Source organism: Brevibacillus ruminantium, assembly GCF_023746555.1.
GTDB classification, from domain to species: domain Bacteria; phylum Bacillota; class Bacilli; order Brevibacillales; family Brevibacillaceae; genus Brevibacillus; species Brevibacillus ruminantium.
In genome coordinates this window covers 729,479-751,412 of record NZ_CP098755.1, presented here as the reverse complement: position 1 = coordinate 751,412, position 21,934 = coordinate 729,479, and the positions used below count along the sequence as shown (strand labels likewise).

Annotated in this window: 19 protein-coding genes and 1 pseudogene; 7 read left to right on the top strand and 13 right to left on the bottom strand. The window is 53.1% G+C overall.

What is annotated here, in order from left to right; translation table 11 throughout:
- Positions 1–122: 122 nt before the first annotated feature.
- The 12 genes from NDK47_RS03865 to NDK47_RS03810 form a co-directional block, all read right to left on the bottom strand.
- Positions 123–1,193 (bottom strand): CamS family sex pheromone protein, encoded by a 1,071-nt coding sequence (locus NDK47_RS03865; protein ID WP_251873599.1) that lies wholly within the window; start codon positions 1,191–1,193, stop codon positions 123–125.
- Positions 1,194–1,248: 55 nt separating this feature from the next.
- Positions 1,249–2,127, bottom strand: coding sequence for a WD40/YVTN/BNR-like repeat-containing protein (locus NDK47_RS03860; RefSeq protein WP_251873598.1), 879 nt, complete (start codon positions 2,125–2,127; stop codon positions 1,249–1,251).
- A gap of 43 nt (positions 2,128–2,170) precedes the next feature.
- Positions 2,171–4,195: an NAD-dependent DNA ligase LigA gene (gene ligA / locus NDK47_RS03855; RefSeq protein WP_251873597.1), complete on the bottom strand. Its 2,025-nt coding sequence runs from the start codon at positions 4,193–4,195 to the stop codon at positions 2,171–2,173.
- Positions 4,196–4,212: 17 nt separating this feature from the next.
- On the bottom strand, positions 4,213–6,543 hold the full coding sequence (gene pcrA / locus NDK47_RS03850) for a DNA helicase PcrA (RefSeq protein WP_251873596.1): 2,331 nt from the start codon (positions 6,541–6,543) through the stop codon (positions 4,213–4,215).
- Between the two features lie 233 nt (positions 6,544–6,776).
- A complete protein-coding gene (locus NDK47_RS03845; RefSeq protein ID WP_407653379.1) occupies positions 6,777–7,586 on the bottom strand; it encodes a VanW family protein in 810 nt (269 codons plus the stop codon).
- A complete protein-coding gene (locus NDK47_RS03840) occupies positions 7,583–7,813 on the bottom strand; it encodes a hypothetical protein (RefSeq protein ID WP_251873594.1) in 231 nt (76 codons plus the stop codon). The genes NDK47_RS03845 and NDK47_RS03840 overlap by 4 nt, the downstream gene beginning before the upstream one ends.
- Before the next feature lie 125 nt (positions 7,814–7,938).
- Positions 7,939–9,006, bottom strand: a complete 1,068-nt coding sequence (locus tag NDK47_RS03835) for a LolA family protein (RefSeq protein WP_251873593.1) — start codon at positions 9,004–9,006, stop codon at positions 7,939–7,941.
- Positions 9,003–10,484, bottom strand: coding sequence for a sensor histidine kinase (locus NDK47_RS03830; protein ID WP_251873592.1), 1,482 nt, complete (start codon positions 10,482–10,484; stop codon positions 9,003–9,005). Before NDK47_RS03830 ends, NDK47_RS03835 begins: the two co-directional genes overlap by 4 nt.
- Positions 10,481–11,191, bottom strand: a complete 711-nt coding sequence (locus tag NDK47_RS03825) for a response regulator transcription factor (protein ID WP_251873591.1) — start codon at positions 11,189–11,191, stop codon at positions 10,481–10,483. The genes NDK47_RS03830 and NDK47_RS03825 overlap by 4 nt, the downstream gene beginning before the upstream one ends.
- Before the next feature lie 149 nt (positions 11,192–11,340).
- Positions 11,341–12,030: a heptaprenylglyceryl phosphate synthase gene (gene pcrB / locus NDK47_RS03820; protein WP_251873590.1), complete on the bottom strand. Its 690-nt coding sequence runs from the start codon at positions 12,028–12,030 to the stop codon at positions 11,341–11,343.
- Between the two features lie 16 nt (positions 12,031–12,046).
- The gene (locus tag NDK47_RS03815; protein ID WP_251873589.1) at positions 12,047–12,337 is read right to left on the bottom strand and encodes a YerC/YecD family TrpR-related protein; all 291 of its coding nucleotides are present in this window, start codon (positions 12,335–12,337) and stop codon (positions 12,047–12,049) included.
- A gap of 120 nt (positions 12,338–12,457) precedes the next feature.
- Positions 12,458–13,510 carry a DUF3048 domain-containing protein gene (locus NDK47_RS03810; RefSeq protein WP_251873588.1) on the bottom strand — a complete coding sequence of 351 codons (1,053 nt, stop codon included), beginning with the start codon at positions 13,508–13,510 and terminating at the stop codon, positions 12,458–12,460.
- Between the two features lie 169 nt (positions 13,511–13,679).
- Between NDK47_RS03810 and NDK47_RS03805 the strand changes: the two genes are divergently transcribed.
- From NDK47_RS03805 to NDK47_RS03785, 5 genes are all read left to right on the top strand, one after another.
- Complete coding sequence (locus NDK47_RS03805) at positions 13,680–14,387, top strand: response regulator transcription factor (protein WP_251873587.1); 708 nt, start codon at positions 13,680–13,682, stop codon at positions 14,385–14,387.
- Positions 14,384–15,784, top strand: coding sequence for a sensor histidine kinase (locus NDK47_RS03800; RefSeq protein WP_251873586.1), 1,401 nt, complete (start codon positions 14,384–14,386; stop codon positions 15,782–15,784). Before NDK47_RS03805 ends, NDK47_RS03800 begins: the two co-directional genes overlap by 4 nt.
- A gap of 305 nt (positions 15,785–16,089) precedes the next feature.
- Positions 16,090–17,325, top strand: a complete 1,236-nt coding sequence (locus NDK47_RS03795; protein ID WP_251873585.1) for a branched-chain amino acid ABC transporter substrate-binding protein — start codon at positions 16,090–16,092, stop codon at positions 17,323–17,325.
- Positions 17,326–17,446: 121 nt separating this feature from the next.
- Entirely contained in the window at positions 17,447–18,022 is a 576-nt protein-coding gene (locus NDK47_RS03790; RefSeq protein WP_251873584.1) for a sigma-70 family RNA polymerase sigma factor, read from the top strand.
- 4 nt (positions 18,023–18,026) lie between these two features.
- Complete coding sequence (locus NDK47_RS03785) at positions 18,027–19,067, top strand: DUF4367 domain-containing protein (RefSeq protein WP_251873583.1); 1,041 nt, start codon at positions 18,027–18,029, stop codon at positions 19,065–19,067.
- A gap of 55 nt (positions 19,068–19,122) precedes the next feature.
- Here NDK47_RS03785 and NDK47_RS03780 read toward each other — a convergent pair.
- Positions 19,123–19,749, bottom strand: a pseudogene (locus tag NDK47_RS03780) (M20/M25/M40 family metallo-hydrolase); the annotation flags it as partial.
- 376 nt (positions 19,750–20,125) lie between these two features.
- On the opposite strand from NDK47_RS03780, the gene NDK47_RS03775 reads away from it, so the two are divergent.
- Complete coding sequence (locus NDK47_RS03775; RefSeq protein ID WP_251873581.1) at positions 20,126–20,551, top strand: MerR family transcriptional regulator; 426 nt, start codon at positions 20,126–20,128, stop codon at positions 20,549–20,551.
- Positions 20,552–20,570: 19 nt separating this feature from the next.
- Positions 20,571–21,746: an MFS transporter gene (locus tag NDK47_RS03770; RefSeq protein WP_251873580.1), complete on the top strand. Its 1,176-nt coding sequence runs from the start codon at positions 20,571–20,573 to the stop codon at positions 21,744–21,746.
- The last annotated feature ends 188 nt before the right edge of the window (positions 21,747–21,934 follow it).

The following is a 21,934-nucleotide window of genomic DNA, read 5'->3' as shown; positions in this document are numbered from 1 at the left end:
ACAGGCTTTCTTCGGTTACCCAAAATGAACAGATGTGTGCATAAACTTGAACACTCATTGACAAATATGCTTAAAAAAACACCCTGTCTCTCCAACGAGCAAGACAAGGTGTTATCAATTTGTTATTTTCTGTAAATATGCATGTACGGATCTCCATTGGCTGGGCGGATGTAAATAGCCAACGGCTGATTGATGGTTTGCACGTATAGATTGACATGGACATTTTTATCAAACGCCTGGTCAATCGCTGCTGCCGCAAACTGAGTAAATTGCAGGACCTCGGTTCGGGAATCGTATTCTGCGATTGCGGTGATCGTCATTTCTGTCAGCTTGCCGCCCATGAAACGGCCTACTCCGGTTACGCCGATAAACTCATTGAAAGCCCCCTGTATGCGCCGCTTCAGCTTTTCATTGAACTGCAGCGATTGCTGCGGATAGGCTTTTTCCACATCGCTGCTCGGAAACAGGTAGAACGCTTCGTCGATCGGCTGCCATTTGGATACGCTCGCTTCATTCGCATGAACGGTACCCGACATGATGAATCGGCCCGGTACCAGTGAGGAGTTTTGCTCTGGCACCTGATACAGGGCAACGACAATCGGCACTTCCGTTGAGTTGGCGCGGATGGTCTGCACAATTTTCGCTGCCAACTGCTGCCCTTTCGCCCGAAGTTCATCCAGCGTATAGTTTTTGTTTTGACCGGTGGCATCCTGGTAGAGCGGCGTCAATGATAGTCCGACCACCATTCCGGCCAACTGCTGCTTGTCCTTGCTGAGATAATCATGCTCCAGGACGTGGACCAGTGTGCTGGTTTTGCGCTTGCTGTTGGGCGCCCCGGCCTTTTCCTGAGCGATCCAATCCTTCACCTGATCGCGGGTGATCAATTGTCCTTCCTGAAACAGATAATCCGTGGTCGGGAACGTATCACGAGCGATCTCCATCAAGCCCAGCTCCAGGTGGCTGAAATCGATTCGATAGCCTGTCCCGGACAACATCCCTCGGGTCTGATTGGGCGAATACGGCGAGATGCTGCCATAGTAATCTTCCGAAACCTCCACCACAGGAGACAGGGAAGGAATTGCAGGCTGTAAATCTTCCGTTGGCTTTCCACCGGGCAGAAGAGAACAGCCTGAAGCCGTCAAAGCGAGCATCAATACCAGCGGAAACATGTATATCCATCGTTTTGTTTTCATTTATTCCTACTCCTTACAGGACAAAAGAGGCCGGAGCCTCTTTACGTTTTACGTATTAGTTCCACTTTTTCCACTTATCGTCTGATAATGTATAAACAAATGCAGATTCACCGATACCGACCCATTGGTATTTGCCTGCCCCTGGTGCGATGACAATCAATGTTTCCGGCGATCTGGCATCGAGCTGCTTCCATTCGCCGTTTACTTTTTCCATAATCCCCTGATCGGTTGCTACGGCCAAAATGCCTTGGCTGTCTACCGACAGTGAATACACCTGCTGGACGTCAGGAACGACTTCTGTCTTCCATTCTCCATCCTCATGATACAACAGACTGAACTGGGCAGCCACATATAAGCGGTTTTCCACCGGATCAAAATCCATGGCATAAACTTCCTGATCCAGCGGGAGCCACAGCTTCCATTCGCCCCCGGCATCAGATGACTGGTAGATCCCTTCCCCGGCGACAAAAGCAAACAGCCGAAGCTGCTCCCCTTCACGCGTTCCCGCAAAGCTGCGGATTTCGGCCGACTTTGGCAAACCTTTTCCCAATTGGGTCCAGCTTTGGCCTCGGTCGTTGGAGCTGAGCACCCCGTTTTTCCCGGCGGCGAAGATCAGATCAGCGTTTTTGGGGTCGACAAACCACCCGGTTACATCTTGCTGCTCCAACTGCGGGGAAAGCAATCCCCATAACCCACCGCCAGCAGAGCTGTATAAACCAGCGTGAGTTCCCACCCAGATCTGCTGTGCGTCCGATGTCATGGAAACATTGTGTATGACTCCTCCCAACTGCAGAACGTCCCGGTAGGTAAGATCTCCCGTCGATGACGCTGCCGTGACAGGTGGTGGAGCTGGCTTGTTGCGCCCGCTCTCACTGCACCCGGCTAAAAGCACCCAAGCCATCAAGATCATTCCCCATTGCAGCAAGCCTTTCATGCCCACTACACTCCTTCCCGTTCTCTCCCAAGCTGGCTTTCGCCTAGTCTTGTCCCTGCAGCAGCTCGCGAAAACCAGCTTCATCCATGACGGTTACTCCCAATTTCTCCGCCTTTTCCAGCTTGGAGCCCGCCTTTTCTCCCGCAATGACGAGATCGGTTTTTTTGCTCACACTGCCCGTCACCTTGCCGCCCAACCTGGCAATCGCTTCCTCTGCCTCCTGCCGCGTCATCGTGGACAAGGTTCCGGTCAAAACGATTGTTTTTCCTGCGAACGGCAGATCCGCTCCGCTCTCTACGCGGATGCCTTTATAGCTCATGTTGACACTTGCTGCTTTCAGCCGCTCAATCACCGCCTGTGCCTGGGGCTGACGGAAATAATCGACGATGCTGGCCGCCATTTTCGGACCAATTTCATCTATCTGGGTCAGTTCCTCTGCAGCAGCCTGCATGATCGCGTCCATTTCCCCAAAATGCTCCGCAATCACACGCGCCGCTTTTGCTCCGACAAGGCGAATGCCCAGCCCGAACAACAGCTTTTCGAGCGAATTTTCCTTGCTCGCCTCAATCGCCGCGAGCAGGTTGTCTACCGACTTTTCACCCATTCGCTCCATGTTCAGCAGCACATCGCGCTGTTCATGCAGGTAGTAGAGATCGGCAACACTGCGAATGATCTCAAACTGGTAAAGCTGCGCTACGACCTTCTCCCCCAGGCCTTCGATATTCATTGCCTGACGGGAGACAAAATGGATGATGCCCTCGCGGATTTGTGCCGGACACATCGGATTGATGCAGCGCAGGGCCACTTCTTCCTCCAGGCGCACCAGCTCACTGCCGCACTCCGGACAATGCGTCGGCATCAGAAAAGGGGTTTCGCTTCCATCCCGCCGCTCAGGCAAAACGGCCACGATCTCCGGGATGATGTCGCCCGCTTTTTTCACCATGACATGGTCGCCGATCAACAGGCCTTTTTCCCGTATCATATCCTCGTTGTGCAGCGAGGCGCGCTTCACGGTCGTCCCTGCCAAACTGACCGGCTCCAGAATCGCGGTTGGCGTCACGGTACCGGTGCGTCCGACGGAAACCTCGATTCCCTTCAGCACCGTAATGGCCTCTTCGGCGGGGAACTTGTAAGCAACGGCCCAGCGAGGGCTCTTCGCGGTGAAGCCCAGCTCTTCCTGTTGGCCGTAGCTGTCCACCTTGATGACGATCCCGTCAATATCATACGGAAGCTGGGCCCGTTTCTCTACCCAACTGTTGATAAAGGAGATCACCCCGTCAATGTCATCATACGTGCGGCGTTCCTGATTGACCTTGAAACCGAGCTCTGCCAGGAGATCCAGTCCTGCGCTGTGCGACTCCACATCCACGCCCTGCAAATCGCCGATCGCGTAAATAAAGGTGTCCAGCTGCCTTGACGCAGCAATTTTGGGATCGAGCTGACGCAATGATCCGGCGGCGGAATTGCGCGGGTTGGCAAAGAGAGCTTCTCCCCGCTCTTCCCGCTCCTTGTTCAGCTTCTCAAAGGCAGTTCGCGGCATAAACGCCTCCCCGCGCACCTCCAGTGTCAGCGGACGCGTCAGACGCAAAGGGATGGAGCGGATCGTCCGCAGGTTTTGCGTGATATCCTCCCCGACCTGTCCGTCTCCGCGTGTCGCTCCCTTGACGAACACCCCATTTTCGTAGTGAAGGGATATCGCCAATCCATCGATTTTCAGCTCACAAACATAGCGCACCTGCTGATTGCCGACGATCTGGCGCACCCGGCGGTCAAAGTCGCGCAAATCCTCCTCACCGAAGGCATTGCCCAAACTGAGCATCGGTGTCCTGTGGACGACCTTTTCAAACGCGGATAAAGGGGCGCTGCCCACTCTCTGCGTCGGAGAGTCGGGGGTGACCATGTCAGGAAAAAGATCCTCCAGATTTTGCAGCTCCCTCACGAGCTGGTCGTACTCCTGGTCTGTTATTTCCGGACGGTCTTCTGTATGATACAGACGGTTGTGATGCTCAATTTGTTCCCGCAATTCCAGAATTCGTGCTTCCGCCGTCAATCGATCCATATCGTTCATCCTTTGCTATTCGATTCCTACCCACGTTCAATTGGTGCAAATTTGGCAAGCAGCTTTTTGATCCCGGTCGGGCTGGGGAAAGCGATGTCCAGTTCCGTATCGTCTCCGCTTCCTTTTACTTTGACCACGGTTCCGACACCCCACTTGGCATGCTTCACTTTATCCCCTACCTTCCAAGCGATTCCTGCGCCGCCGCCATGACCCTGCAGCTTGCCTGGAGCGGTCTGGGCCGGTCTGGAGAAAGCAGAGACTCCTGCTGTGCCCCGCTCGCCAAAGGCTGTTTTGGCTCCTGGACCAGACTGCCCGCCTGCGAACGAACGGCCAAACCCGTCACGCGAGCCGTACCCGCGTCCGCCAAAGGAGCCGCCGCCCATACCGCCGGACTCCACGTCCAGATTGCCTTCCAGCAATTCGGCCGGAATCTCTTTTAAGAAACGGGAGGGAGCATTGACATTCGTGCGGCCAAACAGGGTGCGCATCCGCGCCGATGTCAGATAGAGCCGCTCCTCTGCACGGGTAATGCCCACGTAAGCGAGGCGACGCTCTTCTTCCATCTCCGTATTGTCAAACAGGGAGCGGCTGTGCGGGAATACCCCTTCCTCCATCCCTGCCAAAAAGACAACAGGGAATTCGAGACCCTTCGCGCTGTGCAGTGTCATCAGGACAACCTGCCCCTCTGCGGACACCTCTTCTTCCGTCTGTCCGTCTTCCAGCAGGGAATCGATATCTGCAACCAATGCCAAATCGGTCAGGAAGGCGACCAGGCTCTTATCCTCGTTTTTCTTCTCAAACTCCTGCGTAACGGACAACAGCTCCTCGATATTCTCCAGACGCGCAGCGGATTCCAGCGTTTTCTCTTCTTTCAGCATTTCCCGGTAGCCGGTCCGCTTCAGCACTTCTTCCACCAGCTCCGTTACCGACAAGTAATCGGTCATCTGCATCAGGTTTGTGATCAGATCAGAAAACGAGAGAATCGCATTGGTTGCCCGGGCGGGAAGGCCCATGTATCCGGCTTCCTGAATCGCTCCGTACAGGGATTGTCCGTGTGCATTTGCATAGGCTTGCAGCTTTTCTACGGTAGTATCCCCGATGTTTCGCTTCGGTACGTTGATAATCCGCGTCAGACTGATATCGTCATCGGGATTGGAGATCACCCGCAGATAGGCCAGAATATCCTTGATCTCTTTGCGGTCGTAGAACTTCGTGCCGCCGACGATCGTGTAGGGAATATTCGATTTGATGAACACTTCCTCGATCACACGGGACTGGGCATTCGTCCGGTAGAGGACCGCAAACTTGTCATATCTTTTGTATTCCGCCATCTGCCGCTTGATCGTATCGACGATAAAATACGCTTCATCATGCTCGGAATCAGCCTGGAAGCAAGCAATTTTCTCTCCGCTTTGATTATCGGTCCAGAGATTTTTCTCCTTGCGCAGCACGTTGTTTGCGATTACCTGGTTAGCCGCTTGCAAGATAGTTTTGGTGGAACGGTAGTTTTGCTCCAGTTTGATCAGTTTGGCCTCGGGGTAGTCCTTCTCAAAGTTCAAAATGATAGATATATCGGCACCGCGCCATTTGTAAATACTCTGGTCAGCATCGCCGACGCAGCAAATGTTGCGGAATTGATCGGCCAGCATCGAGATCAGCATGTACTGGGCACGGTTGGTATCCTGATACTCATCTACATGAATGTAGCGGAATTTTTTCTGGTAGTATTCGAGAACCTCCGGCACTTCCTTGAACAGCCGGACGGTGGTCATGATCAGATCGTCAAAATCGAGGGACTGATTGTTTTTCAGCTTCTTCTGGTACAATTCATACACCTTGGCGACAACCATCGAAAAGGCGTCCCCTGCTGTCTGGGAGTAGCGAAGCGGGTCAATCAGCTCGTTTTTGGCCCCGCTGATGGCGGCTAAAAGTCCCCGTGGTTCGTATTGCTTGGGGTCGATGTTCAGCTCTTTGAGACATTGCTTGATGACAGAGAGCTGATCGCCGGCATCGAGGATGGAAAAGCTGCGATTGATGCCCAGACGGTCGATATCTCTTCGGAGGATGCGAACGCAAAGCGAGTGAAATGTGGAAATCCAGGCATCCTCTGCTTCACGGCCGATGATGGCAGCAACCCGGTTTTGCATTTCACGGGCGGCTTTGTTGGTAAAGGTAATGGCGAGAATGCTCCATGGCGCCACTCTTTTTTCCTGGATCAGATAGGCGATACGCTGTGTCAGCACCTTGGTCTTTCCACTGCCCGCCCCGGCCAGGATCAATACCGGCCCTTCCGTGGTCAGGACCGCTTCCCGCTGCTGCGGATTCAGTCCGGCGATAATTCGGTCAACTGTAGACATATGTATAACTTCCACCTTTCCTGCCTCTCAAAAACGCTCCCGAACGAAAGCATATGTTCCTATTTTCTCACAGATCGCAGGAGAGTGCCAGTGAAACCAGGGGCCCTAATGCTGGCAAAGAGAGTAAACAGGAAATTCCATTTATTGGAATCTTTTCGACTGCTAACGGAAAGCTTCTGTCAGCGGCGGTGCATGACTCCGAACAGGGCATGACCCCGGCCAGGACACGCCCGTCAGCCGCGAGCAGCCTCTGGCAGTAGCGGCTCATACATCATAAAGGCGTGATTTTCCGTAATGAACTCGTCTTCGATGAACGTCCCCTCCAGATCGTAAACGCGCCGGTACAAGAGATTGTGGCGCTCATAGCCACCCCAGATGGCCGGCGTGATCCAGTGCTTTTTTTCATACACCTCATACCGTCTCGTGGGCGGAAGCTCTGCTCGCCATTCGCCTGCCAGATCGGCATCGGTCAGCGAGAGACATAATTGAAAGGCTTGCTGGGTCGGATTGGTGATCTGCAAATCGAGGTAGTTGTAAAAGCAGGTGGCTCCGCTGCCAAACGGCTGTGTTCGCCGGGAATCGGGGAACACATCATAGCTGTGCCGATGACGCTCTGTGACGATAAGCGGCGTAAACAGCGTCATCCAGTAAATCAGGTTGGAAAGCTGGCACAATCCCCCGCCCACACCAGACAGCACCCGTCCATGGGACAGCAGCATGCCGTCCAGATAGCCTTTTCGCCGCGTCGGTTTTCCGATCAGCTTCCAGTACGAAAATGTCTCGCCTGGTTGAATCACGATGCCATTCAAACGCTTTGCGGCGATGCGCAGATTGGTGATTTTGTTATGCTGCATCCACATCTCTACATCCTTCAGTCGGCGCAGCAGCGGTGTTTGATGTCGTTTGTGCAGGCAGGGCAGCTGCTCCTCCCTTTTCTCTTTGGCAAAGCTCTTTCTGTTGATCAGCCACTGTCCATAACGCTTCCATCGGTAGTAGTGGATGCCAGCCACAAGCCGCAATCGGCTGCGCTTGATTGGTTTCACGAGCGTGTCCTCCTCCACAACATCAAGCCGAGCGAAGCCAGCCATGCAAAGACCATCTTCCAGCCCCAGCTTGCTTGTAATCCTTCTACGATATAGGACGTCACTTTTTGCCCGGTCGTTGCTTGTTCTGTAAAATCAATCACCACTCCCCAGCCCAGCATGACCGGTAAACTGGCGATGAGATAGATAAGGATGTATATACTGACAAATACGATGAAAAATCGCATCGGGTCACCCACTTTCATCGAAACTGGCTCACAGTTTTCTCCAGTTCAGCTTACCATAAAAATCCAACGGAGAAAGGCTGTTGCCCCCTGCGAGTCAACAGCCTTCCTGCCCTTCTTTTCCGTTATTATTTTTTCGTCGATACCATCTTGTCTGCCAGCTTCAGCACCTCATCCTTTTTCAGGTCAGGGTGCTGAATCTCCAGAGAGTAGCGCATGCCATCCTCATCCCACATGAAGAACTGAATATCTTTGAGATACAATCCCTCCTTGCCGCGGATCGTTACTTTTTCACTACCTGGAAAGGTCAGTGACGGATCATCCTTTGGCACCGGAAAAATGCTGAGACTTACATACGGCACATCATCCTTGGTATAGGACAGCGTCAGCTCTTTTCGCTGAAACTCCCCTTTGAGGTCACTCAGCTCGATATCCTGCTTCAGCTCCGGAAGATCCCAATACAGAAATGGTTTTTCCAGCGCCGCCTGCGCCTCTTCCAGCGTGATTTTTTGGGCTGGATTGACGTCCTCCATCCGGGTCACTTTGACGTTGGGAGGAAGCTCGATTTGGAAGGTCTTCTCGGTGAAGGCCGGATTCCACTCCATCTTCGTATAGACCACTTCGCTTTTGGCATCGCCGTTCTCCATAATCGACTTCATGACATGCCACGTTTTTTGATCGATCCAAAACTCTGCCTTCCCAAACAGGGTTTCCTTTTCTTGCGGCGTCGCTTTGATATGGGTGACCGTCCGATCCAGCAGCTTTTCTTCCCCAATCACATCGACTTTGTGCGTATTCTTGATATTTTCCAGGAAGTTTTTGATCTGATCTTTTTGGGAAGGCATATCTCCGCTCCCGGTCAGATCAAACGTATAGGCGACATCCTTTCCCTTTTCGTAGATCAATAGCTGCTTGCCGTCATTTAACACTGTGGCTGCTTCATCCCCTGTTGTTGTCTCGACAAGGCGTTTTCCCGTCGCTGCGTCAAACCATTCGTTAACCGAGATTTCTTGTTTCAATTGTCCTCCCTCGTAGTTGCGCATCTTCGCTTCGCTTGCGTAGGAGTCCTGCTGGTTCTTTTCCGCCGCCAGCACCTTCCCTACGATCTCTCCGCCGGTTAATGACGGACTCCCGCATCCAGACACGATCACACCCAAAGTCAGGGTACACCCCAATAGCATGTTTCTTATTTTCAATTCGACTCATCCTTTCTGTATGGCATCCAGCAGGCAACCATCGTTCCATAAGGGGCCTTTGACCAGATTCGAATCTCGCCCTGGTGGTGATCCATGATCATTTTCGCGATGCTCAGGCCAAGCCCAGTGCTGTGAGTCGCCTTCTTGGTTCGGGCCGGGTCTGCCTGGTAAAATGCTTCAAATATCCGCGGCAGCTGCTCTGCCGGAATCGCTTCTCCTTCATTTTGGACAATCACCATAACACCCTCGCGCCCCCACTCCTCCAATACCGGTCGGCATGGCGGAAAAATCCACGGCGGCAGCGGCTGATTCTCCGAATAGGCTGCCAGCCAGATCTGTTTGCCCGCCTGCGTGTAGCGCATGGCATTGCTCATGAGATTGTCAATCAAACGCATGATTTGCTGGGGCTGCAGCTCGCATGTACCCGCCACCGCTGTCTCTGTCCGGAGAAGGATGCCATTTTTCCGGCAAAGCTCCTCGTACCCAGACAGAACGGTCTCAAAAAACTCTTCTCCATCAACGGCGACCTGCTCGGTTTTTCCCTGAGATGAGCGAAGGGCCGTATACATGGTCAGATCATCCAGAATTTGTTTCATGTAATCAATTTTATCGAAAAGGATGGAGACGTACTCCCGCCGCTCCTGATTGCTCAACCCGGTATCATGATGGAGCGCTTCCGCATAGGCCCGGATCGACGTAAGCGGTGTTTTCAAATCATGCGACAAGGAGGCCACCATATACTCCTTTTCCTGCTGCTGATGAACCAGCTCCAGCCTGGCCTTGTCGATGCTCTCCCGCATTTTCTCAAAGTGGGCAAGTACCTCGCCGATCTCGTCTTTGGAGCGATGCTCATTGGCCGGGATCGGCAGGTTTTGAGCAAATGCGGTCATTTGCTTCATCAACAAGGCCACAGGTCGATTCAGCTTGCGATTCAGCAGATAGACCACTGTCACATACAACAGGATCAAAAAGATAGCCAGCGAGCCGGCCAGCCAGATGCCCCGCTCCCGAACGCCGTCCAGCCACTCTTCCCTGGCCAGAGTGATCTGATAGAATCCGACCATTTCCGAATCGCGGTCAACCAGTTTTTTCACCGAATACGTCCGCGTGTTTTTGCGCAGCTCATGCAAATCGTAGAGATTGCGCTTTCGTTCGGTTTGCAAACGGGTGTAGGGCAGCGAGCCTTGATCCAAGGAAGAGTAGAGCAGAGTTCCATCGATTCGGTACAGCTCGATGCTCACCGAATGGCTGCTGAGTGCAGCAATCGCCTGATAATGCTGGGGCGGCTGAATTTGATACAGAGAGGGATCTTGCAGCTTTTGCTCGATTGCGCCAATCTTTTGCGAGGCTTGCACAAATTCCTTGACATCCCGGCTCTGGTCGAAAGCATTGATCAATCCATACAGGACGAAAAGGGCAGCGACTGGCAAAAGCATGATAACCAGATGTGTGAGCAGCAGCCAGCGTTTCAGCTTCATGACAGGCGCTCTCCGATAAAGCGGTACCCGACTCCCCACACCGTCTGAATGTAGGCAGCTTCCCGCATCGTATCGCCCAGCTTGTCGCGAAGGCTTTTCACATGAACGGTCACCGTGTTGTTTCCCTCTGTATCCGCCTGTTGCCAGACATGCTCATACAGCTCTTTTTTGGAAAACGTCCGGTGCGGGTGCGCGACCAGCAAAAGGAGCAGAGCAGACTCCTTGGCTGTCAGCGTCACTTCTTCCTCGTTCACAAAGACCATTCGCTTCTCCCTGTCAATGGCGAGCCCATGCTTGAAGGTGAGCAGCTCACTGCTGTCCGCATGGTTCTGGTAGCGGCGGTACCGGCGAAGATGCGAAGCAATTCTCGCGGACAACTCCAGCAGACTGAACGGCTTTGTCACATAATCATCGGCTCCCAGTGCGAGTCCTCGCACCTTGCTCTCGTCCTCCTGCCGCGCGCTCATGATTAACAGGGGGACATCGCTCACCAGACGAATGTTTTTACAAAGTGTGAAGCCGTCCATCTCCGGCAGCATCAGATCGACGAGGACCAGATCAAAGGAACCCGTCTGAAAATCCTCCCAGCCTTCCATGCCGCTGGTTGACCACGTGACGTCATGCCCTTCTCTTCGCAAATGATCCCGCACAATCCGGGCAATCTCCGGATCGTCTTCCACCAGTAGGATGTGCGCTGCTGTTTCCATCTCTGCTCCTCCCTCTCTACGCGTTTCATTGTAGCTGCTCTTTTCCGTACTCTTTTTGATTTAAGAAATTCTTTATGATTATAAGGCAAACAAAAAAGAGAGACTGACTCGTCTCTCAGGAGGAATAAAATGGAAGCGCTTTTTCTGTCTTATCTCGCTTTTACCGCTGGAACCGTCCCCAGCGCTGCCTCCAGATCTTCGTAGATGATATTGCCGACCACGATCGTGTCTGCAACGGCAGCCATTTCCGCTGCCTGCTCGGCGCTGCGAATACCGCCCCCGTAAAAAAGATGCGCGTCTGCTGCGCCATTCCGGCAGGCCTGCACGATAGTCGGGTCCCCGTACGTGCCGCTGTACTCCAGATAGACAATCGGCAGACGGCAAATTTTCGCCGCCACCTGTGCATACGCCTTGGCTTCCGCCGCATTCTCAATAGGACGAGCTTTCGTCAGCCTGGCTACACCGGAATCCGGGTTGGCTACCAGATAGCCCTCGGTAATGATTTCGTCCCAGTGTATGTATGAACCGTACGCCTTCAGACCGCTGACATGCGGCGTAAAGAGCCAATCAGCATCTCCCGCGTTGATCACCAGCGGAATCAGGTACGCATCAAAACCGGGTACGACGGCATCGAGCGAAGAGATTTCCAGCACGGCCGGGACCGCAAAGCGGCGAATCCGCGACATCAGCTCCAGCGTATTGTCATAGGTTACGCCGAAGGTGCCGCCCACGATGATCGCATCGGTCCCTGAATCGCAGAGTGCTTCCAATGCAGCGTCATCGATGGTTTTGTCAGGGTCCAGCTTAAAGGTATGGCGCCAACTGCGATAGTCAATCAACGGTGCTGCCTCCTGCCTATTTTCCGATTCGCTCAAGCGCCAGCTGATAGCCGTCGTTGCCGTAATTCAGACAGCGCTTGACGCGAGAGATGGTGGCTGTGCTGGCACCTGTCTCCGCTTCGATCTGATTGTAGGTGTAGCCTTTGCGCAGCATGCGGGCTACTTCCAGCCGCTGTGCGAGCGACTGCATTTCATTGACGGTGCAGAGGTCGTCAAAAAAGCGGTAGCACTCTTCCATCGACTCCAGGGAAAGCACCGCTTCGAACAATTGCTCAATTCCTTTGCCTTTTAACTTTTCCAATTGCATCTGGATCACCCCATCACTCTTATAGGGAAAGTTTTTCACTGTAAAATTTTCAAGCGTTAAAGCTGACAAGATAATCTTAGAAGAAATGGGCCCTCCCTGCAAGCCCTATTCTTCTGGAACCTATTCAAATTTGAGATAGCTGGTAATCGCAGGTGCATTTGGAACAATCGATACCCAGGTATTCCCCCTCAGCAGCGGCACCTCTTTGCTAAGTGAGGCATCCTCGTAGGCTCGAATGACACCGTTGCTCCGTTTCCATTTGATCTTTTTCGCTTTTCCCTGCTGGAACAGATAGCCGTCCCCAGGGCCGACGACATCCACCTCTTTGCGTCCTTCATTGTCGAGCACGCGATGTTTGGTGGCAATCACCAACAGATTCGTTGTCGACAGCTGCTCGTTGGTGGTCAGATCGAGGTGCGGTTTTCCCGCTGTGTAGCGCATGTACTTTTTCTTTTCCGGGTCGTAGACAAATCCGGCTTTGTTCAGTTGATGAAAGACCAGGTCGATCTTCGTTGCCGGTTCGCCTTCTGTAATCTCCGCATCTGAAGGAAAAAACGGGAAGTACGGCAGCTCTCCGGTCATGCGGATGCCCTTGTCCACCATCGCTTGTTCAATCAGCTCCGGTTTGGTGTACAGATTATGTGGGGCCTGACGAAACTTCTCTCGCCAAAAATAGCGACCGTTGGGAATCTCATCGAGGTGGCTGTAATCCGAGCGGGACAGCGTCCGAAGTGCGTCCGGACTGCCTCCGGCATGAATCAGCATAGCATCAAGCCCAACGCCCAACTGAATAAAATACGGCCGGATACTCCGTACAGGACCGATCACTTCCGGCTTTTGACTGTGAAAAACAGCGAGGAAGCGGGTCATTTCCATTTCAGCCAAAACTTCATAGACCAAGTCCGCCTTGTTTACACCAGACTGCGGACGTGCTTGCGGTGCGTTGTTGATCATCACCATGATCGGACGCTGATCCAGCCGCTCCTGGCTGCCCAGGCCGGTAAATGGTGCCGTGTAAGGATATTGCGGCGGCTGCTCTTCCGCTGGAGGGGTCTGCGTAATGGGAGCGGGCGGCTGCTCCGGTTGCGGCGTTGTATCGGCCGGCTTCGGCGAGCACGCTGCGAGCAGCGCCAGAGAAAGCAACATGAGAGTTCGTTTGATGCGTCTTTGCATGAAAGCGCTCCTTTCCAGTTTTCTTCCGCACCCTCTTTTTTTCTCTGAAGGGAAAAGAGAATCCTGCTTCCACATGATTTCCACGATTCTCATACCCTGCTCCCACACATCCGTTCAGCTGCTGTGCTACAATTGACAAAAACACGGATGAAAAGCGAGGAATGCCGTCATGCAAACGCCCTACCTCGTCTATTTGGTAGATGACGAAGCCAGTTTATTGGATCTTTTGCAATCCTATCTGCAAAATGCCGGTTACCAGGTTCGAGCCTTCCGCAGCGGCGCCGAGGTGCTGCCTGTCCTGGACGAACCGGAGCAACCACATATATGGATACTCGATATCATGCTGCCCGACATCGACGGATACGAGCTGCTGCGTCTAATCCGCGGGAAGTCGGATGTCCCCATCGTCTTCATCTCTGCCCGGGATCAGGATATGGATAAAATTATCGGACTGGAGCTGGGCAGCGACGATTACCTGGCAAAACCGTTTTTGCCTCGGGAACTGGTGATCCGGGTGCAAAAGCTGCTGCAGCGCACCTACGAAAAAGGAGGAGCCTTGAGCCCTGCACCTGTCCAAGTCACTTACCAGGACTGGGTAACCGTGGGACCGTATCAGATTTCCGAAAAAGGGCGGCAGGTAAAGGAAGGAGAGTCGCAGATCGAACTGACCACGAAGGAGTTCGAACTGATTGTCTACCTCCTCCAAAATCAGGGACTGGCCCTGAACCGCGAGCAAATTTTGGCCGCGATCTGGGGCGAGGATTATATCGGGTCGGATCGGGCTGTCGATGATCTGGTTAAACGGATTCGCAAAAAAATGCCCAAATTCCCGATTGAAACCGTCTACGGCTTCGGCTACAGGATGACCCGGACATGAGCCGATTTCGCCTGAAAAACCTGCCGCTCTCCCGGCAAATCCTCATCCTGTTCATGCTTTTGACCAGCGTGCTGGGGATCGGTGTCGGGATTGTCTTCCCGTTTGCCGTCAAGCAGTATCTGGTGAACAACACCTACTCCCTGCTGGAGCAGGAGTTTTACACCTTGTCCGACCATATTTCCTTCAACGAACACAACGAACTGCTTCCGGTACCGGCGGCCGCGCCCTACTTTTTGCAGGTTTTGCTTTCCCGCTATGAGTATTCCTTTGACATGGTTGTTTATTCTGCGGATGGCGTACAGCTTGGCAGCCGCATATCGGATCGGGCTTCCTTCCGAGACCGCGACGCAGCCGCCCTGTACAGACAAGCCGCATCCTTCCCGCGCAACCAGGTCCAGCACGGAATGCTGGAACGCGGCGGAGAAGACTATCTGTTCGTCAGCAAGCTGATGGATTACCACGGCTTTCCCTATTACCTCGTGCTGTTTTCCAAAGAGCAGGAGCTGAATCAGATCAACGCTCTTTTGACGCGGCAGTTTTTCCTGATCTTCCTGGTGCTGCTTCTGGTCAGTTGGCTGCTCGCCGTCTGGTTCAGCCGGTACCTCAGCCAACCGCTCCGTTCACTGGATGAATCCTGCCAAAAAATCGCCAAAAGGCAGTTTGATACACCGCTGACGCTGGATCGGGAGGATGAAATCGGTCAGCTCGCCCGCTCCTTTGAGACCATGAAGCACCAGCTCAAGGAGCATGATGAATCCCAGCGCCGTTTTGTGCAAAACATCTCCCATGAATTGAAAACGCCGATCATGGCGATTCAGGGCTACACCCAGGGCTTGATCGAGGGGGTGTTTCAAGGGCCGCAAGCGGAAAAAGGGCTGGAGACGATCATGCAGGAAAGCAAACGCCTGGAAAAAGTAGTGGGACAGCTTCTCTATCTCACGAAAATTGAATCGGTCTCAGAAATGATGCAGATGGGCAGAGTCGATGTGATCGAGATGTTCCAACTCCTGGAGCAACGGCTCTCCGTGCTGAATCAGGATATCGAATGGCAACTGACGCTTCCCTCCAGCCTGGTGATCGAAGGAGACGGAGAACAGTTGAGCACCGCCTTTGTGAATATCCTGGAAAATCAGCTGCGTTATGCGAGGAGTCGCCTCATCGTCACGGCGTCACAGGCAGATGGCAAGGCGGTCATTCACATCTCCAACGATGGTCCGCCGATCGAGGAAGCGCTTCTGCCTCACCTCTTCCAACGCTTCCGCAAGGGCAAATCAGGCAAGCACGGACTTGGCCTGGCCATCGCCCGCGCTGTCTTCGAAGCCCACGGAGGCACGATCTCCGTCCGCAATGAAGCAGAAGGGCCATGCTTTGCCATTACGCTGCCAGTGAAAAGATAGCAACAGTCCCGGTTTACAGCGATTTGATTGATCAATCGAAGGCAAAACAGGCGACAGAAGCAGCTAACAAGCAAACGAAATAACCCGAAGAAAGCTTATCCACATGCCAAGGTTCTGAAGTACACGGGTATGAACAAGGCCGTTTTCCGTTGATTTTACGGGGAACGGCCTTTCTTTACGTGAAAAAAACTTTTATCACTTTCTATTTTTTATATTCTTACTAAATAGAATATTCATTGACGTAAACGTTTTCAATTGATATGTTTATTTAAAATATATAATTCGATCATTTATGGGGGTTTCACATGAAAAAAAAGAATAAGCTTCTCTTTCTCTCAACCCTATTGGTGGGCGCACTGGTCACAGGCTGTGGTTCAAGCGGTGGCGCCAATACCGGACAAACGAGCAGTGGAAACACCAACACTCCTGCTCCTTCTACCGAAAGCAATCCCAATCCAGGTTTGACCGTACTGAAAATCGCTACCCAAAGCCCGCTGTCCGGCGCTCAGTCGCTTGAGGGAGAAGGCATCAAGCTGGGAGCACAGATGGCTGTAGCCGATCGGGCTGAGGAATTCAAAAAGCTCGGTTTTGAAATTCAGCTCTTCCCGCAGGACGACCAGGCTGACCCGAAAATCGGCGTCACCAATGCCGAGATGCTGATCGCTGATCAAGATGTATTCGCTGTTATTGGCCACTACAATACCGGCGTGGCAATCCCCTCCTCCGTGAAATACGAGGACGGCAAGCTGGCGATGATCTCCCCTGCCAATACAGGCGTGGAACTGACGGAAGCAGGCAAAAAGAGCGTGAACCGCCTGGTCGCACGCAACGACCAGATCGCTCCGGCCGCTGCCAAATACGCCAAGGATAAACTGGGCGCGACGAACGTCTTCCTGACGCATGATAAAACGGCTTACGGACAAGGCTTGACCGATGAGGTCCGGAAAGCTTTCAAAGAACTGGGTGTCAATGAGCTGGGCTATGAAGGAATCACGGCCGGGGAAAAGGATTACAGCGCGATCGTGAATCAGCTGGTTGCCAGAAAACCTGACCTCGTTTTCTTTGGCGGCATGTACGCAGAGATGGGGATCATTGCCAAGCAAGCTCGGGATAAAGGCTATACCGGCAAATTTATGGGCGGTGAAGGACTGGAGTCAGCCGATATCTACAAAATTGCCGGCCCTGCTGCAGAAGGCATCGTATACGCAACAGTCGTCAGCGACATCCGCTCCCAGGAGGAAGGGAAAAAATGGATCGATCGTTTTAAGGAGTCCTTTAAGAAAGATCCTGGTGCCTTCTCTCCATTTGCCTACGATGCGACACTCGTTGCCCTGAACGGTATCGAAAAGGCAATCCAAGAGAACGGCGGCAAAAAGCCTACGCGTGAGCAAGTCATGAACGCGATCCGCGGCACCAACGAGTTCAGCGGGCTGTTTACCAAAGTTACCTTTGACGACAAAGGGGACAATAAACACTCACAGGTTTACATTTACCAATATGGCAAAGAGAAAGCCGAATTCATGGGCGAGGCAGGAAAATAAGGAAGTGCAAGGAAAAGTACGCGTCTTGTCAAAAGAGATGATGTACTTTTCTTTTTTTTTGTGAACGAAATGCCCTCCGGTTTACCAATAGAGAGTGACAATCAGGAAAGGGGCGTGTGCTGTGAAGCAGCCGCACGAAGAACATCTGCATCAACTCATCTTACGCTGTCTGGACGGCGATACAGAAGCGTTTGGCGATCTGTACGACCTGACCATTCAGGACGTGCAACAAACCGTCTTTTTTCTTTTGGATCAGAAGCATGATGCCGAGGATGTCATTCATGACATTTATTTAGAGGTTTATCAGTCACTGCCCGGTTACGACGCCAGCCGTCCGTTTCGCGCCTGGCTGAAAGGCCTCTGCATCCGGCAAATTCAAAACTACCGCAGAAGAAACTGGAAGCTTACCCGGCTGTTTGACCGCGTATCCTCTTTTTCACTGTTTCGTGAGGATGCAAACTGGTCGAAACCCGTAGATGACCAGATCATCGGCCGTGAAATCTGGGAGAAGGTGATGTCCCTGCCCTTTCCCTATCGGAGTGTCTTGATCCTTCGCTATCTGTTCGATTATTCGCAGGAAGACATCGCCGCGATCCTGCAGCTCCCCCTTGGAACAGTCAAGTCCAGACTGCACCACGCCCTGCGCAAGGCAAAAATCAAATTAAGCGAGATGCCGCTTGGTCTCGCAGAGGAGTGATCAGATGTTTGACCAGGAACAAGCTCTTTCACAGTTGTTGAGGCAAAAAAGCAAAGATTTTACGGTCAGTCCCCGATTGAAAAATAGAATTATGGCGTCTGTTATGGCGGTACAAGCGGATCAGATGGCTGCTCAAGCGGCTCAGGCCGACCTACCCACTCGGTCATTGCCGCCTGCTCAAGCAGACCGGGCTGACGCGACTCGGCACCGCGTTCCGTCTGGCAGAACCGCGTCTCGTAAAACCAATGCCGGAAAGCCGCTTTTGGCGATGGTCAGCTTGCTGGTCCTCATGATCACGAGTGGATTTGTTGTCCTCAAATACCTGGAGATTAAAAATGAAGCGGGAGAAACCGTGCTGTCCTACCAGGAGGCTCGGCCGCTTTCTGCGGAGAAGATCGAAGAGTTGAAAGCAAAGCAAGCCACAATCGATCAACTGCGCAGCACGCTTCAGCCGGGGACGGCGGCGGCTGTCTATCAGGCAAAAGACGAAAACGGCCAGCCCCAATACTTCTATATTCAAAATCCGCTCGTCGTGAACAACCTGGACGCGCTGAAAGAACGGCTGGGTCCCGATCTGCGCACTCCGGCAGAAAAGATTGATGGGTACCGTTTTTCTCAAGCCACCCTGTTTATCGGATACGAACTCGACGACTCGCAGATGGCAGTCATGGCTGCAGAAGCACAGGAACAAAACAAGGAATATGTGATCCGCCCCGTACCCATGCGCTCTGACATTACTTCTGTGTCAATTACCTATGAAAATGATGCCGGTCAGATCCTCTTCCTGAATGCGCGCCATCAGGAAGGACAGGGCCGTATCGTGCTGCCGGCCGTGCATGAACAGTCCGAGCAGGTGCTGATCCACGGAAGCGAGGGCATCTATTTGGAATATTTGCATCCAGAAGGCGGAAAAAGAAAAATACTGGAGTGGCTCCAAGCCGGATCAAACTGGCTTCTCTCCCTCACCACTGCAGACGGTTTTTCCAAAGACGACCTGATCCGGATAGCCGAATCCATATCGGCCCGGAAAATCTCGAGCCGGTAACACCTTTCAAAAAAGAAGACCACCCCTCATCTATTCTTGAGGTGTGGTCTTTTCTTCAACACTCCTGAAGCATTCGGGCCAGCAGCGCCCCCCGGACAGCCATCTGCCCGATTTCGACATACTCTTCCGGCGAGTGGGCAAAGGCCCCTTTTGCTCCCATTCCATCCAAGGTCGGAACCCCGCAGGCCGCAGCAAAATTGCCATCGCTGACACCGCCCGTACCCGACTCCTGCAGTTCAAATCCCAGCTCCGAACTGGCGATCTGCTGGGCGCGTGCGAACAGGTTTCCACTCTGATCCGTCCGCTCCATGGGCGGCCTGCGTATCCCTCCGGTCACGGTCAGCTTTGTGCCCGGCAGACTCGGCTGTAGCGAAAAGAAGATCTCTTCTATACGCTTTGCTTCTTCCAGCGTCATCACCCGCACATCTACCTCTGCCTCGGCAAAGTCCGCTACGACGTTCGAGCCGATTCCTCCCTTGACCAGCCCGACATTGACCGTCGTGCCCACCTGGTAATCCGTAAGGGTATGAACGTACTGGATGATGCGGGAGATTTCTTCGATGGCGGATACTCCTTTGGCATGGTCGACTCCTGCGTGCGAGGAGATGCCCTGAACGCAGATGCGAAAATGCGCACTCCCCTTTCGCCACGTTTTCAAGGCACCGTGCGGCTCTGTCGGCGGGCCATCGGATCGCGTCCTTCCCCAGCAGCAGGCGATTTTGCAAGAATTGCTTTCGACCGTGCAGGAAATGTCCTCCGAGCTTGGATACCGGCCGCCATCTGGAAGATCAGTCTAAGGACTGGTCTTTTTTTTATGTAAATTGTCGAGTGAATAGAATAATGTTTGCCGCCAAAAACGCTTGTTGCGCTAAGCCCTCGTTTCACTAACGCACCGCAGGGATTCTCCTTAGGAACATAATACAGGCCGGACGGCTGACCTTTCCCTTTCGAGAGATACTATAGCTAACCTTTTCCAAAACCTTAACGTTTACGCGAACGTTATACTTTGCTAAGATAGATACTGTCTTTTTTCATGAACGTATCGGGAGGGTCGTGCATTGTACCGAATCGAGGAGGTCTCCAAGAAGACCAATTTGACGAAAAGAGCGCTTCGCCACTATGAGGAAATAGGGGTGATCAGCCCATCCGGCCGCTCTGAGGGCGGTTATCGCCTTTATACGGAGGAGGATATCGCACACATCATCGAGGTTAAAAATACCCGTGATCTTCTGGGAGCATCCCTGCAGGAAATCAAAGAGATCATGGATCTCGGCAAACGTTACGAGCTGTTGAAGCAGGATTACTTCCAGAATCAACATACCAGTGAAAAGCTGCGTCTGTTGACAGAGCTGGAGGAAACTTTGGAGGCACAGCGCGTCGTCCTTCAGGAAAAGCTGACCAAATTGGCCGTCATGATTGAGGGCTACGATGAAAAACTGACGCGGATCCGCAATAAAAAACGAGAGCTCGAACGGGAAACGTAAAATCAAGGAGTGAACATCTGTGAGCAGTCATCAAATTTCCTTTCAAAGCTTGTTTAGACAGCCCAAATCAGCCTGGGCAGTCGCCTTTGCCTGTGTCGTTGCTTTTATGGGCATCGGTCTGGTCGACCCAATCCTGCCTGCTATCGCCGAAAAGCTGCAGGCTACCCCCAGCCAGGTGTCCCTGCTGTTTTCCAGCTACATGGTGATGACGGGGATCACCATGCTGGTCACCGGCTGGGTATCGAGCCGGATCGGTCCCAAGCCTACCCTGTTGATTGGCCTTCTCGGGATTATCGTTTTTGCCTTTTTGGGCGGCATGTCCAATTCGGTTGGGGAAATTGTCTGGTACCGGGCCGGATGGGGGCTGGGCAACGCCTTCTTCATCTCTACCGCTCTCGCCGTCATCGTCAGCGTCGCCAGCGGCGGTACTGCCGGTGCCATCGTCCTGTATGAAGCGGCCATTGGTCTAGGCATGTCCGTCGGTCCGCTGCTCGGCGGTCTGCTGGGCGGGATCAGCTGGCGCGGTCCGTTTTTTGGTGTCTCTGTCCTGATGGCGATCGCCTTTCTTGCCGTATTTGTTCTGCTCAATGAAGTCCCCGCTCCCACGCGCCGCAGCTCGCTGCTCGATCCTCTGCGGGCGCTCTCACACGGCGGGCTCTTTACCCTGGCTGTCACTGCTCTTCTCTACAACTACGGCTTTTTTACGCTGCTTGCCTTCTCGCCGTTTGTCCTGCATATGGATGAACACAGCCTGGGATACGTCTTCTTCTTTTGGGGCGTCATGCTTGCCATCACCTCGGTCATCATCGCTCCCCGGCTGCAAGAAAAGTACGGATCAATTGCTACTTTACGTATCATGCTGCTCTTGCTGGCTCTCGTATTGCTGGCCATGGGTGTCGGGGTCGACTCGAGGGTTATTCTGGTTCTCGCCATCGTCATCGCCGGTGCCATTCTGGGGGTGATCAATACGGTGTTGACGACCTCGGTCATGGATGCTGCACCTGTGGAAAGAGCTGTCGCTTCCTCGGCATACAGCTTCGTCCGTTTTTCCGGCGGAGCCGTCGCTCCCTGGCTGGCCGGAAAACTGGCCGAATGGTATTCCCCTCAGGTGCCTTTCTATATGGGAGCTATTGCAGTAATCGCCGGTATTCTAGTACTGGTCATCGGGAAAAAATCGCTGGCGCAGGTGAAATGATAGGCAGTGGTTCACGGTCGGTGATACGATCCAGCATGACATCGATGCTATTTACGCTAGTGAGCAAATGTTCGTATCGTAAACTGCCCCAGGGTTGGTTATCTCTGACCTTGGCCCGTATTGCGAGGCCCCGGGGTTATCTCTGACCTTGGCCCGTGCTGCGAGGCTGTAGTGAGAAGAATCATATT